This is a genomic window from Klebsiella michiganensis, from assembly GCF_015139575.1.
Lineage (GTDB): Bacteria > Pseudomonadota > Gammaproteobacteria > Enterobacterales > Enterobacteriaceae > Klebsiella > Klebsiella michiganensis.
On record NZ_AP022547.1, the window covers coordinates 4,718,064 to 4,733,018 of the forward strand.

Annotated in this window: 14 protein-coding genes; 7 read left to right on the forward strand and 7 right to left on the reverse strand. The window is 58.5% G+C overall.

Annotated features, from left to right (window positions below; all coding sequences use genetic code 11):
- Window position 1: 1 nt before the first annotated feature.
- A complete protein-coding gene (gene ecpR / locus JLG71_RS22175) occupies window positions 2–544 on the reverse strand; it encodes an ECP biosynthesis operon DNA-binding transcriptional regulator EcpR (RefSeq protein WP_014228101.1) in 543 nt (180 codons plus the stop codon).
- A 927-nt stretch (window positions 545–1,471) separates the two neighbouring features.
- Between ecpR and phnC the strand changes: the two genes are divergently transcribed.
- The 4 genes from phnC (at window position 1,472) to phnE (JLG71_RS22195) (ending at window position 5,098) form a co-directional block, all read left to right on the forward strand.
- A complete protein-coding gene (gene phnC, locus JLG71_RS22180) occupies window positions 1,472–2,314 on the forward strand; it encodes a phosphonate ABC transporter ATP-binding protein (RefSeq protein WP_014837535.1) in 843 nt (280 codons plus the stop codon).
- A 23-nt stretch (window positions 2,315–2,337) separates the two neighbouring features.
- Window positions 2,338–3,279, forward strand: coding sequence for a phosphonate ABC transporter substrate-binding protein (gene phnD, locus JLG71_RS22185; protein WP_009654530.1), 942 nt, complete (start codon window positions 2,338–2,340; stop codon window positions 3,277–3,279).
- 68 nt (window positions 3,280–3,347) lie between these two features.
- The gene (gene phnE, locus JLG71_RS22190; RefSeq protein WP_025107218.1) at window positions 3,348–4,220 is read left to right on the forward strand and encodes a phosphonate ABC transporter, permease protein PhnE; all 873 of its coding nucleotides are present in this window, start codon (window positions 3,348–3,350) and stop codon (window positions 4,218–4,220) included.
- Window positions 4,217–5,098, forward strand: coding sequence for a phosphonate ABC transporter, permease protein PhnE (phnE, locus tag JLG71_RS22195; protein WP_116280260.1), 882 nt, complete (start codon window positions 4,217–4,219; stop codon window positions 5,096–5,098). The genes phnE (JLG71_RS22190) and phnE (JLG71_RS22195) overlap by 4 nt, the downstream gene beginning before the upstream one ends.
- A gap of 99 nt (window positions 5,099–5,197) precedes the next feature.
- On the opposite strand, the gene JLG71_RS22200 is transcribed toward phnE (JLG71_RS22195), so the two are convergent.
- Both JLG71_RS22200 and JLG71_RS22205 read right to left on the reverse strand, forming a co-directional pair.
- A complete protein-coding gene (locus JLG71_RS22200; protein ID WP_014228097.1) occupies window positions 5,198–5,860 on the reverse strand; it encodes an HAD family hydrolase in 663 nt (220 codons plus the stop codon).
- Between the two features lie 110 nt (window positions 5,861–5,970).
- Window positions 5,971–6,780, reverse strand: a complete 810-nt coding sequence (locus JLG71_RS22205; protein WP_116280261.1) for a sulfite exporter TauE/SafE family protein — start codon at window positions 6,778–6,780, stop codon at window positions 5,971–5,973.
- A gap of 100 nt (window positions 6,781–6,880) precedes the next feature.
- Between JLG71_RS22205 and JLG71_RS22210 the strand changes: the two genes are divergently transcribed.
- Entirely contained in the window at window positions 6,881–7,678 is a 798-nt protein-coding gene (locus tag JLG71_RS22210; protein WP_025107222.1) for an AraC family transcriptional regulator, read from the forward strand.
- Window positions 7,679–7,685: 7 nt separating this feature from the next.
- On the opposite strand, the gene JLG71_RS22215 is transcribed toward JLG71_RS22210, so the two are convergent.
- Genes JLG71_RS22215 through JLG71_RS22225 form a run of 3 tightly spaced genes read right to left on the reverse strand, consistent with a single transcriptional unit; the run spans window position 7,686 to window position 11,805 of the window.
- A complete protein-coding gene (locus tag JLG71_RS22215; protein ID WP_048261342.1) occupies window positions 7,686–9,473 on the reverse strand; it encodes an aryl-sulfate sulfotransferase in 1,788 nt (595 codons plus the stop codon).
- A gap of 23 nt (window positions 9,474–9,496) precedes the next feature.
- Window positions 9,497–10,240, reverse strand: coding sequence for an ABC transporter ATP-binding protein (locus JLG71_RS22220; RefSeq protein ID WP_047724342.1), 744 nt, complete (start codon window positions 10,238–10,240; stop codon window positions 9,497–9,499).
- On the reverse strand, window positions 10,237–11,805 hold the full coding sequence (locus JLG71_RS22225; protein ID WP_014837529.1) for an ABC transporter permease: 1,569 nt from the start codon (window positions 11,803–11,805) through the stop codon (window positions 10,237–10,239). Before JLG71_RS22225 ends, JLG71_RS22220 begins: the two co-directional genes overlap by 4 nt.
- Window positions 11,806–12,027: 222 nt before the next feature.
- On the opposite strand from JLG71_RS22225, the gene JLG71_RS22230 reads away from it, so the two are divergent.
- Complete coding sequence (locus JLG71_RS22230; RefSeq protein WP_014837527.1) at window positions 12,028–13,095, forward strand: ABC transporter substrate-binding protein; 1,068 nt, start codon at window positions 12,028–12,030, stop codon at window positions 13,093–13,095.
- On the opposite strand, the gene JLG71_RS22235 is transcribed toward JLG71_RS22230, so the two are convergent.
- On the reverse strand, window positions 13,092–14,036 hold the full coding sequence (locus tag JLG71_RS22235) for a LysR family transcriptional regulator (RefSeq protein ID WP_048261336.1): 945 nt from the start codon (window positions 14,034–14,036) through the stop codon (window positions 13,092–13,094). The two genes, JLG71_RS22230 and JLG71_RS22235, sit on opposite strands and share 4 nt — an antisense overlap.
- 330 nt (window positions 14,037–14,366) lie before the next feature.
- Between JLG71_RS22235 and JLG71_RS22240 the strand changes: the two genes are divergently transcribed.
- Window positions 14,367–14,930: a C40 family peptidase gene (locus JLG71_RS22240; RefSeq protein ID WP_025107227.1), complete on the forward strand. Its 564-nt coding sequence runs from the start codon at window positions 14,367–14,369 to the stop codon at window positions 14,928–14,930.
- Window positions 14,931–14,955 lie beyond the last annotated feature (25 nt).

A 14,955-nucleotide genomic window follows, 5' to 3' on the forward strand; every position in this document is an offset into this window, starting at 1 on the left:
ATTACAGCGCTAACTTATATATCTTTGAATACAGTTTGGCCTCGGCATTTCGCCGATGGGTATAAACCGTTTTCACACTACAATTTTCAATCTTGGCAATAGATTTCGGGTGCATTCCCTGTGCCGTCATCCGAATTATTTGCATTTCCCTGTTGGTAATTTTGTCTTTCTTTATATCTTTACGTAGAAAACGGCCGTTGATAACGTATGCCAGCTCCTGACGAATATCCTTGGCTAAGTCCACATAGACCACGCCACGAATAGCACCATTGTAATACCAGTAGTTGGCCAGCGCTTCCGAGCGCCTCGCGGCAATTAATACAATTTGCTTGCCTTTCATTTCAGCCAGCCACTCGCTATCGCGGCGGATAAAATAGTTCAGCGAACTGGCGCTAAGATTAATAAATACAAACTCCCGGCGTACCTTTTCAAGCGACAGGTAAATCAGGTCATCAATATCAATAATTAGCTCAGCGAGTCCTTTTAAAAAATAGCTGTCATGCGCTGGCCAGATGCACTGGTCCAAAGAATATTTATAATCCATATAAAGTTAAACCCCATAGTCCTGGAAATCTTGAACGTATCACAACACTGCTGATAGCCCAGGCCTGCAAAGTCTAAGTCAGCAAATTCCCTCTTTAATATATTCAATCAAAATTCAAAATAGTATTGCTAGAGATAAAGAGCACTAAATGACTTGCTTGTTTCTTGTGTTACCAAATTTAGGATTTTTCTCCATGTGTGTCAATAAGTGCGCAAAGGGCTAATTACCGACCAGGTCAATTTAAGTCAGAAGAATAAAAATAAGGATATTGAGTTAAACACAAAAACCATTGGTTTTCATACGGTTATTGGTGGGATATGCGTAGATTCTTAAGTGAATATTATATGTTCCAGGATCTTAGCCATTAGTTGTTAAGACTATTCTTAATCGCACTTTTATTTAAAAAAGCGAAAAAACCGAACAAATTCAAAAAATAAGAATATAAAACCAATAAACAACACAAAATCAGTGGTTAATTTCATTAATTAGCGTAAATAATGGAATTACACGCCGCACAAAAGGGATAGTCACCGACTAAAAATTTTCCGCCGCGAATCGTAATCCAGTACCTGAAGATTATCTACTCGGTTAAACCGACTCAGATATAAGAATTGCACGAGCGTCCAGAGTCGTCCCGTTGTACCCGCGGCGATAGCATTACCCGGCTAATGTCGCATAAAACGCATCATCTTTATCAGATGAAATACGTATCATTATTAATCTCATGCGCTATCGCGTATTAAAGGTAGGCAGAGTATTCTCAGATGCCCGATTGCTAATGCAAAAGTGTGATCCATGACGAATTTTTTTTCCAACAAATAGGCCAGCTTTCGCATCCGTTCACTATTTGTTCGCCTTACTGTCATCCGGCAGTCATATAAAACACCATTAATAGTGCCCAGTTTACTGACGAACCTGGACGCATTTATGAACAGTTCCCTGGCTGCGGTGGCAGAAACCGATTATCAACCGTTTACGCCGCCCTTTATCGACAGGCAGCGTAAGGTCCTGAGCGTACGCAACCTGAGCAAATCCTACAGCGCGCAGCAAACCGTACTGGACGGCATCAGTTTCGATCTTCATGCGGGCGAGCTGGTTGGCGTCATTGGCCGCTCCGGTGCCGGAAAGTCAACGCTTCTGCACGTACTGAACGGTACCCACAGCGCCAGCGACGGCGAGATCCTCAGCTATCCGGAAGTGGGTACGCCGCAGGACGTATCAAAGCTGTCGGGCCGCGCGCTAAACGCCTGGCGCAGCCAGTGCGGCATGATCTTTCAGGATTTCTGCCTGGTCCCGCGTCTCGACGTTTTGACCAACGTGCTGCTGGGTCGCCTGAGCCAGACCTCCACCCTGAAATCATTATTCAAAGTTTTCCCCGACGCGGACCGCGCCCGCGCCATCTCCCTGCTGGAATGGATGAATATGCTGCCGCATGCGCTACAGCGGGCGGAAAACCTCTCCGGCGGGCAGATGCAGCGCGTGGCGATTTGCCGGGCGCTGATGCAAAACCCGGGTATTTTGCTGGCCGATGAACCGGTCGCTTCCCTCGACCCGAAAAATACGCAGCGGATTATGAATGTCCTGCGCGAAATTAGCGAACAGGGTATCAGCGTGATGGTAAACCTGCATTCGGTGGAGCTGGTGCGTGAATATTGCACGCGGGTCATCGGCGTAGCCAAGGGCAAGATTATTTTTGACGATCATCCCACGCAGCTGAATCAGGATATTCTGCATCGGCTGTACGGCGATGAAATTAGCCAATTGCATTAAATTTCACTCACACGGGCAAAATAATGAAAAAGTACATCACTGGCGCAGTTCGTTTATCCGCAGCGGTTGCAGGCATTATGATGGCGTGGCAGGCAAGCGCTGCTGAACAGCCGAAGGAATTAAATCTGGGCATCCTTGGCGGTCAGAACGCAACCCAACAAATTGGTGATAACCAGTGCGTTAAACAGTTTCTTGATAAGGAGCTGAAGGTCGATACAAAATTACGTAACTCTTCCGACTATTCCGGCGTGATTCAGGGATTGCTGGGCGGAAAAGTTGACGTGGTCTTAAGTATGTCGCCGTCATCATACGCTTCCGTTTATATTAACAACCCTAAAGCCGTCGATATTGTCGGGATTGCCGTAGATGATAAAGATCAGTCCCGCGGCTATCACTCGGTGGTGATTGTCAAAGCCGACAGTCCATATAAAAAGTTAGAAGATCTGAAAGGCAAAGCGTTTGGCTTCGCCGATCCGGACTCCACTTCCGGCTTTTTAATTCCCAACCACGCCTTTAAACAGCAGTTCGGCGGCACCTCGGATAATAAATATAATAACTTCTTCTCCAGCGTGACCTTCTCCGGCGGCCACGAGCAGGATATTCTGGGCGTGCTGAACGGTCAGTTTGCCGGCGCGGTGACCTGGACCTCGATGGTGGGTGATTATAATAGCGGCTACAGCGTCGGCGCCTTCAACCGACTGATTCGCATGGATCACCCGGATTTGATGAAGCAAATCCGCATTATTTGGCAATCGCCGCTGATCCCGAACGGCCCAATCCTGGTCAGCAATTCCCTGCCTGCTGACTTTAAGGCCAAAGTCGTCACCGCGATTAAAAAGCTGGATACCGACGATCACGCCTGCTTTATCAAAGCGATGGGCGGCACGCAGCATATCGGCCCGGGCAGCGTAGCCGATTTCCAGCAGATCATTGATATGAAACGCGAACTGGTTACCGCGCGTTAATCCCGCCCTGACGCCGTCGCCCGGCCAGTCTCGCGGGCGGCGGCGACTCGTTGAAGACACAGCGACGCATGAATAATACCCATACCGAATTCGAACGCTATTACCAGCAGGTCCGCTCGCGACAAAAGCGCGACACCTTTAGCTGGTCCCTGCTGCTGCTGGCGCTCTATTTTGCCGCCGGCAGTATGGCCGAGTTTAATCTCTTTACTATCTGGCACTCGCTGCCCAATTTTCTCGATTACATGTTTGAGACGCTGCCGACGCTGCACGTCGCCGACCTGTTTGCCGATTCGCACACTAAAGGCTCTCTGGCTTACTGGGGCTATCGTCTGCCCATTCAGCTGCCGCTTATCTGGGAAACGCTGCAGCTGGCGCTGGCGTCCACGCTGGTGGCGGTGGCGATTGCCACCCTGCTGGCGTTCGTTGCGGCCAACAACGCATGGTCCCCTGCCCCGCTGCGTTTTGCCGTCCGCGTGCTGGTGGCTTTTCTGCGCACCATGCCGGAGCTGGCGTGGGCGGTGATCTTCGTGATGGCTTTTGGTATCGGGGCGATCCCCGGCTTTCTGGCATTAATGCTCCACACCATCGGCAGCCTGACCAAGCTGTTCTATGAAGCGGTAGAGAGCGCCCAGGATAAACCGGTACGCGGCCTGGCCGCCTGCGGCGCGTCGCATCTGCAGCGTATCCGCTTTGCCCTGTGGCCGCAGGTGAAACCCATCTTTCTCTCCTACGGCTTTATGCGCCTCGAAATTAACTTCCGCTCCTCAACGATCCTCGGGCTGGTGGGCGCGGGCGGCATCGGCCAGGAGCTGATGACCAATATCAAACTGGACCGGTACGATCAGGTCAGCATCACGCTGCTGTTGATTATTATCGTGGTATCGCTGCTGGATATGCTATCCGGCCGCCTGCGGCAGTGGGTTCTGGAGGGGAAAAAATGAGTCAGTGGCAAAATCAACCGGATATCGCCGCCAGCCGTCGCCAGCATCGGCATTTATACCAGGCCCAGGGGCGCTATCTGCGCTACGTCGGCCTGCTTGCGCTGTCCAGCGCCCTCTACTATGTCTGGTTCTTTATGCAGTTCGGCATCAGCGGCGAGCAGCTCGCCACGGGGCTGCAGCAAATCAGCCGCTATCTGCTACGGATGTTCGTCTGGCACGATTTTTTCAACTGGCCGTTTCGCTATTACTTCACGCAAATCGCCATTACCCTGGCGATTGTTTTCGCCGGGACGCTTACCGCGACGGTCATCGCCCTGCTGCTCTCGTTTCTGGCGGCGCGGAATATTATGCGCGGCGTGATTCCGGGAACGATCGCCCTGCTGATGCGCCGGTTGTTCGACGTGCTGCGCGGTATCGATATGGCTATCTGGGGGCTGATTTTTGTCCGCGCCGTGGGGCTCGGGCCGCTGGCCGGGGTGCTGGCGATAATTATGCAGGATACCGGGCTGCTGGGCCGACTGTACGCAGAGGGACACGAGGCGGTTGACCGCTCGCCGGGACGCGGCCTGACGGCGGTGGGGGCGAACGGTTTGCAGAAGCACCGTTTCAGCATTTTTACCCAGTCTTTCCCGACGTTCCTGGCGCTGAGCCTGTATCAGATTGAATCGAATACCCGTTCCGCCGCGGTGCTCGGCTTTGTCGGCGCGGGAGGCATTGGCCTGATTTATGCGGAAAATATGCGTCTGTGGAACTGGGACGTAGTGATGTTTATTACCCTGCTGCTGGTGGCGGTGGTGATGGCGATGGATACGCTGTCCGCCTGGCTGCGCCGCCGCTATATCGGCGGCAGCGTGGTGCCGCTGTTTAAAGCTGATTAGTTTTTCCCGGGAGGCGGTGCTGCGCACCTGTCCGGGCTACCCAAACGGCACGAAAAAGTAGCCCGGGTAAGGCGTTTACGCCGTGACCCGGGGGAAAAATCACAGCCGCCACGCCAGCACCGGCCACTGGTGCTGCGCGTTCGCCGCCGCCAGCTGCGGGCACGGATTGACCAGCCGTACGCGATCGGCATGCAGGCACAGCGGCAGGTCGTTGATCGAGTCGGTGTAGAAGGTCACCTCCCCCGAGTATTCAGGATGCGCCTGTTGCCACTGCGCCAGGCGCACCACCTTCCCCTGCTGATAGCTCGGCGTACCGGCAATCACGCCGCTATAGCCGCCGTCGGCCATCTCAACGTCAATCCCCAGCGCCTGTTCGATACCCAGCTGCGCCGCCACCGCCTGCACCAGCAGGCTGACCGAGGCCGAGATCACCAGCATCTGCTCGCCTTTAGCCTGTAAAGTCCGAATCAGATCCCACGCCTGGGGATACACGCGCGGCATAATTTCGTCGCGCACGCAGCGCGCCAGCAGCGCGTCCACGTCCCGCTTTGCGACGCCAATCAGCGGCGCCTGAATCAGAGCCACATAATCGGCGATATTCATTTCGCCGCGGTCGTAGTCGTCCATCAGCATCGCTTCCCGCGCCAGGTAATCGGGATCGTTTACCCAGCCTTCGCGCACCATAAAGCGGCTCCACAGCGTACTGCTGTCGCCCTTAATTAACGTATTATCCAGATCGAAAATGGTCAGCGTTTTACCCATCGTTTATTTTCCTTTATCGGCCACGGCGTCTGGCGAGAGCATGCGCAAGAAAAATGACAGCAGAATGACCCGGACTACTCTCGGATGGATGCGCAGCGCCGCGTCCCTCATTATCCCCACACGCTCATCACCAGCAGCACGGCAATCAGCAATAGCGGATAAATTCGCACATGCCAGCGGTCCGGTAAACGCGCCAGCCAGCGGGAGGCGATTTTTAACCCCAGCCAGCTTCCCGCCACCAGCTGCGCCGCCGCCGACAGCCAGATGTTGCCGACAAACCCATTCGGTAACGCCACCGGCGACAGCCAGCCCATCAACAGCCAGGTTAGCGTCGCCGTTGCCGCCAGCGGCAGCGTTAGCACGTTGGCCATCCCCGCCGCTTCAGCCATCAGCACGCCGCGACGGCGCATCAGAGGGACGGTCATCACGCTTCCACCCACGCCGAGAAAAGAGGCGATCAGGCCAATGATCCCCCCTACCGTTAGCTCATGCGGCACCGTCGGTATCACCCGGCGGGATGGCGGGGTCATAAATCCGGCGCGAAGGTAGCAATCGGCAACGGTTGCCAGCAGGTAGATAACGAACAGCCAGCGGATCCACGCCCCGCTCGCCTCAAGCGCCAGCAGCGCGCCCGCCGTTCCGCCAACGGCAATGCCGATGAGCATGGCCCATAAGCGGCGCCAGCGGAGGGTACCGGTACGCGCGTGTCGCCAGCTCGCCAGCAGCGCGGAGCAAAGCATGACCAGCGCCGAGGTGGCGACGGCGATGTGCATCGCCTGTTGCCCGACGACGCTTTGCGCGCCCCACGCGCCGGTCACCAGGAAATAGAGCAGCGGGACGGTAACGAAACCGCCGCCGAAGCCAAAGAGCCAGGTGGTCACGCCCGATAGTATGCCGCACAGAAAAAGCCAGTCGCTCATTCGCACTCCTCCACAAAAGGAGGTAACGATATAGAATAACGCCGTGGCCGGCTTACGCTTTAAAGCCAATCTATTACGAATTTCAGCCAGGGCTATCTTCATGCGCAACGTTGCGATTAATGACGTCGACCATCTTCCTCGCCGGGTGCTGGCGCTGGGCAGCGACTATCCGCCCAACACGCTTCTGGAGCGACATAGCCACCGCCGGGCGCAGTTTCTGTACGCCATGCACGGATTAATGAAGGTCGAAACGGACGACGGCCAGTGGCTGGTGCCGCCGTTCAGCGGGGTCTGGATCCCGGCGACGAAACCGCATCGCGTCTGGATGCCCGGCGTCAGCACCCACAGCCTGTATATTGACGCGCGGGACGCCCCGCGGGAAAGCGAACGCTGCGAAGTCTTACAGGTTTCTCCGCTGACCCATCAGCTGCTGCTGGCCGCCTGTCAGCTACCGCTGCTGTATGACGAGAGCGGGCGCGATGCCGCCCTGATTGCGCTGCTGCTCCATGAACTGCGCGCCGCCGCGCCGCTGCCGATGTTTACGCCGCTTCCGCAGAACAGCCACCTCGCGGCGCTATGCGGCGATTTTCAGCGCCAGCCGAGCATCCGCAGTACGCCGCAGCAGTGGGCGCAAAAACTGAGTAAAAGCGTACGCACGTTTAATCGTCTGTTTCGCCGGGAGACCGGGATGGCGTTTTGCGACTGGCGCCAGCAGGCATGCCTGATGTACGCCATGACGGCGCTGCGTGAGGGGCGTTCGGTTACCGAAGTCGCGCTCAGTCTGGGCTATGAGTATCCGGCCGCCTTTACCGCGATGTTCCGCAAAGCGATGGGCTATTCGCCGATGGCGTTTATCCGCCAGATAAACGGCGGACCGGCACACGCCAGCCCGCCGTAGTCGCGGATTACCCGGCTGCGCGATGGAGCCAGTCGAGCAGCGCGTCCACCGAGAGCTGCGCAGGCGCGCGCGATGCTGGCTGCCCCGGTTTAATCAGCAGCAGCGTCGGCAGGCCGCGCACGCCGAGGTCGCCCGCCAGATCCTGATGCCGGTCGGCATCCAGATAGCGCGTATCCAGCTGAGCAAGCCGCGGGCTGAGCTTTTCATGCGCCAGCAGCTGCCAGAGCTTGCGGCAGTGCACGCAGCGTTCCGCGCCGACGAACAGCAGCACGGGCCGTTCGCTCTCCAGCTCGCCCGCCGCGCTTATCGGCGTGAACGCGCTTTCCGCGACGCGGAACAGCTTCGGACTGCGGCGCAGGGTATCGTTATCGGTCGCCACGCACAGCGCATCAGCGCTTTTACTGTACGGCTGTACGCCCGCCACCCGCACCACGCTCTGCGCCGGACCGGCCGCCGCCGCGCCGGGCTGGCGCAGAGTACGCACGTCCACCGCCGCAATGGGCGTCTCCTGCGGCTGCGCCAGCTGCGGGATCCAGCCGTAGGGAATGCGGTAGGCGCGATAGACCATATTGTTGTTCAGGGTCTTGCCCCAGAACGGCGAAATATATTCCCAGACAATTTCGTGGTCGCGGGTCACTTCAAAAATGCGCCCGTTCGATCCTTCGTTAATCAGGGTATTGCCGTTTTCCAGGCGCTGCATATTGCTGATGTAGGGGCTGTAAAAGCGGTACGAATCGGTTGGCTGCGGCAGATCCGCTTCATAGGGCGAGTAGCGCCATTCGATATCGAGGGTCAGCGGGTTGATCTCCAGGATCCGTGAATAATCGCGCCATGCGTTTTTCACCCCGTCCGCCGACGCCGGATTCGGCGCGCCGTATCCGGCCCAGCCGCCGTTATCGAAAATCAGGATATTGCCCGCGCCCGGCAGCCCCTGCGGGATCATATGCGCATGGTGCTGGCCGATGATCCAGCCGATGTGCTTCAGCTCCGGTTTGCTGTAGTCCGGGCCCAGCTGCCAGACGATCTTGCCGCTCTGTTTGTCGATAATGGCAATAATGTTGGATTCGCGGGCGTCCCAGATAATGTTGTCGGGATGAAAACGCGTATCGCCGGCGTCGTACCACTTATTCGGCCCCAGCGCCGACATCGAGTTGATATGCATCCAGTCGCCCATTCCGCCGCCGCTGGCGCGCATATTCGGGTTGTTGTAGAGCGCGGTGCGCGCCGCATCGTCGAAGCCCAGCTCGTGAAAATGGTCGCTGCAGCGCCACTCCCATACCACGTTACCTTGCCAGTCGACTTCAATAATGGTGTCGTCCAGCAGCAGCTTGTCGGAGATCGCTTCATTCACCAGATTGGTGTGGGCAAGGATCAGGGTATTGCCGCCATCCACCTGCGGCTCCAGCCCCGGCGCGTAATAGCCCACCGGGTTGCCCGCCCGCTGATAGTCATGATGCGCGCGCGCCATCCAGCGCGTGGCGTTGCCGGGATCGCTCACCTGCTCGTAGCGGTCGAATTTCCAGGTGACGTTGCCTTCCCAGTCCACCTGGATCAGATCGAGCATATCCTGCATGCCGTAGCGCGGGTCGCGCTCGCCGCTGTGGCCAAGGATTGCGCCGCCGGGCAGGATTTTATTGGGAAACCCGTGCAGTTCAGGCCATTCGCGCACCACGCGGCCGTTCATGTCCACCAGCACCGCGCCGTGTTCGGTGGCCTGGAAAAGGGTATAGCCGCTCCAGGCGCGCTGCGGATCGTAGAGGGTGGCGCCGGTCGGGTAGACGGAAGGATGTCCCATATGTTGCTCCTTAAATAATAGAATCAGGCAGAAGTAATCAGGTTGCGAATCTGGCGGCAGGCTGCGATAAACGCGGCATCATCGCGCTGGCGCGAATGGGGCAGCGCCAGGCTTACCACTTCCCGTATCCGCCCCGGACGCGGCGAAAGCACGACGACGCGATCGGCCAGGGCGACGGCTTCTTCCACATCGTGCGTCACCAGCAGCGTGGTGGTTCCCGCGCGCTGGTGGATCTGTAAAAGTTCCTGCTGCAGGGTGTGGCGCGTCAGGGCATCCAGCGCGCCGAAAGGCTCGTCGAGCATCAGGATCTGCGGACGGGCCACCAGGCCGCGGGCAATAGCCACCCGCTGGGCCATGCCGCCGGAGAGCTGCGAGGGCAGCGCGTTGACGAATTCGCTGAGCTGCACGCGCTCCAGCATTTCCAGCGCCCGCTGGCGCTTCGCCGCCCGGCTGAGCTTTTCATCCGCCAGGCCGAGCATCACGTTGTCGAGCACGTTAAGCCAGGGAAACAGGCGCGGCTCCTGAAACACAATGCCGCGCTCTTTGCCCACGCCGGTGACCGGCTCGCCGTTAATGCAAATATCGCCCTGGGTCGCTGATTCAAGGCCTACCAGCATCCGCAGCAGCGTCGATTTACCGCAGCCGCTGCTGCCCACCAGCGCCACCAGTTCACCGGCGGCGATATCCAGGCTGAAATTCTGTAGCGCCGTCACCTGTTGCCAGGATTTACGCACGTGGCGAAAAGAGACCAGGGTTGAAGAGGTCATAGCTGCTCCTGTTGACGCCAGCGGGTGGCGCGCATTTCCAGTAAACGTCCGGCTTTATCCAGCGCCGCGCCGGTAATACCGACCAGCACCATGCCGCAGAGAATGGTGGGCATATCCAGCAGCTGCTGGGCATTGATCATCAGGCTGCCGATGCCGACGCCGGAGGACATGAAATATTCCGCGCCGATATTGCCAAGCCAGGCGTAAATCAGCGCCAGCCGCAGACCGGCGAAGATCCCCGGCGCCGCGCCGGGAAGAATAACCCTGCGCAGGCGCGCTAACTCGCCCAGGCGCAGTACCCTGGCGACTTCGTCGAGCTGCGGGTTACGCTGAAGCACGGCCTGCAGGGTGCTGAAGAACATCGGAAAGAACGACGCCAGCGCGATAAAAACGATTTTGCCGCCGTTATCGTTGCCCACCCATGCGGTCAGCAGCGGCAGCCAGGCAAACAGGGCGATATGGCGCAGCACGTTGAGCGTGGGCGTGAAGATTTGCCCGGCGCGCGGGCGCAGCGCCAGCAGCAGTCCGCAGAGCAGGCCCCCCGCAATCCCCAGCGCGCCCCCGACAAAGGCTCGCCCGAGGCTTGCCAGCATCGCCGCGGTCAGCTCCCCGCTCAGGGCGCCCTGAATAAAACGCGTCGCCACCGCCAGCGGCGAAGAGAACAGCGCACCATCGATCCAGCCCCACGAGCTTGCCAGCTGCCACAGCGCCAGCAGGACCAGCGGCAGCTGCAGCGCCCGCCAGCTGGCCTGCGGTTTCCACGCCAGGCGTCCGGCGGCAGGCTGCGGCCAGAACACCAGACGGGCACAGGCGCGGTTCGCCGCCCACTCCATCAGCATGCCGCTCAGCCCCACGACCGCAATGGTGACGAAGACGATATCCAGCTGAAACAGCTGGCGACCCCAGACCATCAGGTAGCCAATGCCTTCCGAAGAAGCCAGCAGTTCGACGACGATAAGCGACACCCAGGCCTGGGACAGCGCCAGACGCAGGCCGGTAAACCAGCCCGGCAGGCTTGCGGGGATCACCAGCCAGCGCAGCCGCTGCCAGCGGGAAAAGTTCATCACCTTTGCGGCTTCGCTCAGGGTCAGCGGCACGCCGGCCACCGCCTGCTGCGTGTTAATGGTCATCGGCACTACGGTGGTTTTGATGATAACCGCCAGCTTGAGGCCGTTATCAATCCCGAACAGCACCATAAACAGCGGGATCCAGCCGAGCGTCGGGATTTGCGCCAGCGCGTAGAACAGCGGTTCCACCCGCTGCGCGGCGGCCGGCACCAGGCCGAACAGCGCGCCGAGCAGCGTCCCAGCAATGGCGCCCAGCAGCAGGCCAAGCGCCAGATGCTGAAGGCTGAATCCCCACTGCGCCAGCAGATCCCCGCTCAGCAGCGATAGCGCGGTATCGGCAACCACCGACGGCGCGGGCAAAATTTGCTCCGGCATCCATCGTTCGCGGGCGGCGATGTACCACAGCAGCAGCAGTAACGCAGGCAGCAGCCACGGCCAGCCGTTAAGCCTGAAGCCCGGCCTGCCTGGGGCATCGGTTCTTAAGATCATCTGCGACATATCGGTCCACTTTTCGGCAAGTTATGCCGCTATCAAAACGTGACTTCTCCTTCGCCGCCATTGCGTAAGGCGAATAATCCCGATGCATCGAATGCATTTCAGCCTGCCGGGCGCGCGGCGTTTGATTTAGCTTTTTTTCACCCAAGCTTGGCGAATAAAAGCATTTAACACGCAGCCCGTTGGCTCTTTAGGGTGAGAAAAAACTCAGGAGAGCAACACGTTATGATGAAAGCATTTTTTAGCCGCACCGTGCTGGCGCTGGTGGCGGTTATCGGCCTGGCGGCCAGCGCGCAGGCCGAAGCGCTGCGTACCATTCGCATCGGCGTGCCGGACCAAAGCGCGGGCAGCAAGCCGTTTATTGAGGGGCCGGTCGGCATGGCGTTTATCCGCCATCAGCTGGAAGAGGCGTTTAAACCGCAGGGTGTGGAAGTGCAGTGGCAGTTTTTCAAAGGCGCGGGCCCGGCGGTAAATGAAGCCTTAGCCAACCGCCAGCTGGATTTTGTCTACCTCGGCGATCTGGCGGCGATCATCGGTAAAGCCAACGGGCTGCCGACGCGCCTGCTGCTGGGCAGCCGCGGCTCGGAATCCTGGCTCGCGGTCACCAAAGCCTCGGGGATTAAAACGCTGGCCGATCTGAAAGGCAAACGGGTCGCGGTATATCGCGGCACGGCGGACCAGCTGGCCTTTGACCGGGCGCTGCAAACCGTCGGCCTCAATGAGCGCAGTTTGCAGACGATCAACCTTGACTGGAACGCCGGCAAAGCGGCGCTGGCGGCCGGTCGCGTCGATGCGGTGTGGGGCGGCGTTTCGCTGCTGGCGCTGCGCGGCGATAAGATTGATGTGGTCGTCAAAAGCGGTGACTCCGGCCGCCAGAACACAACTCAGGCGGGGTTCCTCGGGACGCAGGCGTTTATTGACGCCTGGCCGCAGGCGACCCAGCAGATCGTTAACGTGCTGGTGAAGAACGCCGCGGAAATCAGCGACCCGGCCAATCGCGACGCCTGGTCCGCCGAGATGGCGCAGCAGAGCCAGATCCCGCAGGCGCTGTTTCTCGAAGAGCTGCAGCCGCAGGATCTGAACTTTACCACCTCGCCGCGTATCGATCCGTTCCTGACCGACAGCTTTAGCAATAGCGTCGAACAGGCTAAATCCGGGCGGCTAATCCGCAGCGCTTTTGACGTCAGCCAGTGGGTAGACGGCCAGTTTGTCGAGCAGGCGCTGAAAGCCCAGGGGCTGGAAAACCGCTGGCCGCAGTACGATGCCAAAGGCCAGGCGAAAAACGCCGGTTAACCCCTCTCCTCCTGCGCCAGCAGCTGAAGCTGATGCTGACGATCGGTATGAAGGATAATCTCAATCAGCTTCTCCACCAGCGGCGGCTGGGCCGCGTGAACCGGAGAGATAATGGCAAACCGGGTCTGCATCAGCCGCCACTCCTCAGGCAGATCGCTGAGCTCCAGCTTAACCAGCCGATGGCTGTGCTGGCATAGCGCGAAGCCGTCCTCGCTGGCGAAGCTAATCGCGTTGGTCTGCGCGAGGGTGGCAAGCAGCGCGTAGATATGATCGCACTGAATCGCCGGGGTAAAGTCCTGCTGCTGGCTGAGGGTCGCCAGCACCTTGCGCACGCCCGGCGGCAGATAGGGGGCGGCAAAGGGGTAGCGCAGCATCGCCTGGATAGAGACCGGCCCCTGTTTGGCCAGCGGATGATCGGCATGGCAGACGAAAAAGCAGCGCTGCGGGCTGAGCGGCTGCACGCGCAGCTGCGGGTCGAGCTCGGCCTGCCAGCTGTCGGCAACCACAAAAGGGTAGAGCTGAGAGGTCAGCGCCTGATGCAGCGCCAGCCAGTTATCAATCTGAAAGCGCACCCTCGCCTGCGGCAAAAGGCGATGAAACTCGCCGACGGCGGCCGGAATCAGCCTTGCGGCAGGGGCCGGCCCGCAGCCAAAAGCAACCTCGCCGTTTTGCGCATCGTCCGCTTCGCGCAGCTGGCTGCTGAGCTCCACGTTCAGCTCCTGAAAGCGGCGGGCGTAGGGCAGCAGCTTTTGCCCGTGCAGGGTGAGCGTCGGTAGCTTGCTCTGGCGATCGAATAACGGATGGCCGACGCTCTGCTCCAGCGCCTGAATGCTGCGGCTGAACGCCGACTGCGACAGGCACACCGCCTCCGCCGCGCGATTAAAACTGCCGTATTCAACTAACGCGACAAAGTTGCGCAGTTGGCGAAAATCCAGATGCATTAGCCCGCCCCACTCTCTCTTTTAGGGTACAAAAGTACTGGAGGGCAGCCTGGCGGCGCAATGGCGGGATGATGAGGATCTTTCACCTTGCGCTGAAGCGGAACAGATGCGCGACACGCGGATATTTGTGAAATATTGTTTCACAGAGAAAAAATTTATTAATGGACAATGAGCCGCTCCCGGCGAAAATAAAGACCGCCGATGTTCACCGCGTATCCGACCTATATTTTTTACGTAAGGTTTCGTAAATTTTGCTTTTGGTCATTCTGAGGCCGTAGCGAATCGGCTATAAAATATCACGGCCCGTTTTCAGTGACGAAAAACAATGATATGAAGCCCAGACTCTCTCACGCGCTATTATTTGTTCCTTTTTTGCTTTTGGCAGGATGTTCATCCTCATCGAAACCGCATAAAACCGCCGCCCAGAGTAGCCACGCGACCATCGACGGAGGTTCTGACGATCTGATCCCGGTGATCGCCGCGCTGCACGATCAGATGCATACCTGGGAGGGAACGCCCTACGAATGGGGCGGGACGGAGCAAAGCGGGGTCGACTGCTCCGGGTTTGTCTGGCGTACGCTCAAAGATCGCTTCAACCTGCCGATGGAGCGCATCACCACCCGCGAACTGCTGCATATGGGAGAACGCGTGAGCCCGCGGCAGCTGCGGCCGGGAGATTTGGTTTTCTTCCGTATTAAAGGCGGCATGCACGTCGGCTTCTATGATACCGACCGTAATTTCCTCCATGCCTCCACCAGCCAGGGCGTGATGCGCTCTTCGCTGGATAATCCGTACTGGCAATCGGTATTTTATCAGGCGCGCCGCCTGCCGAAGGAATATAACGCGCAGATCACGATGAATAACGATAATCTGCATCTGGCGAAAAACCGTTAATCAGCAAGAATAAAGCCGCCCTGTC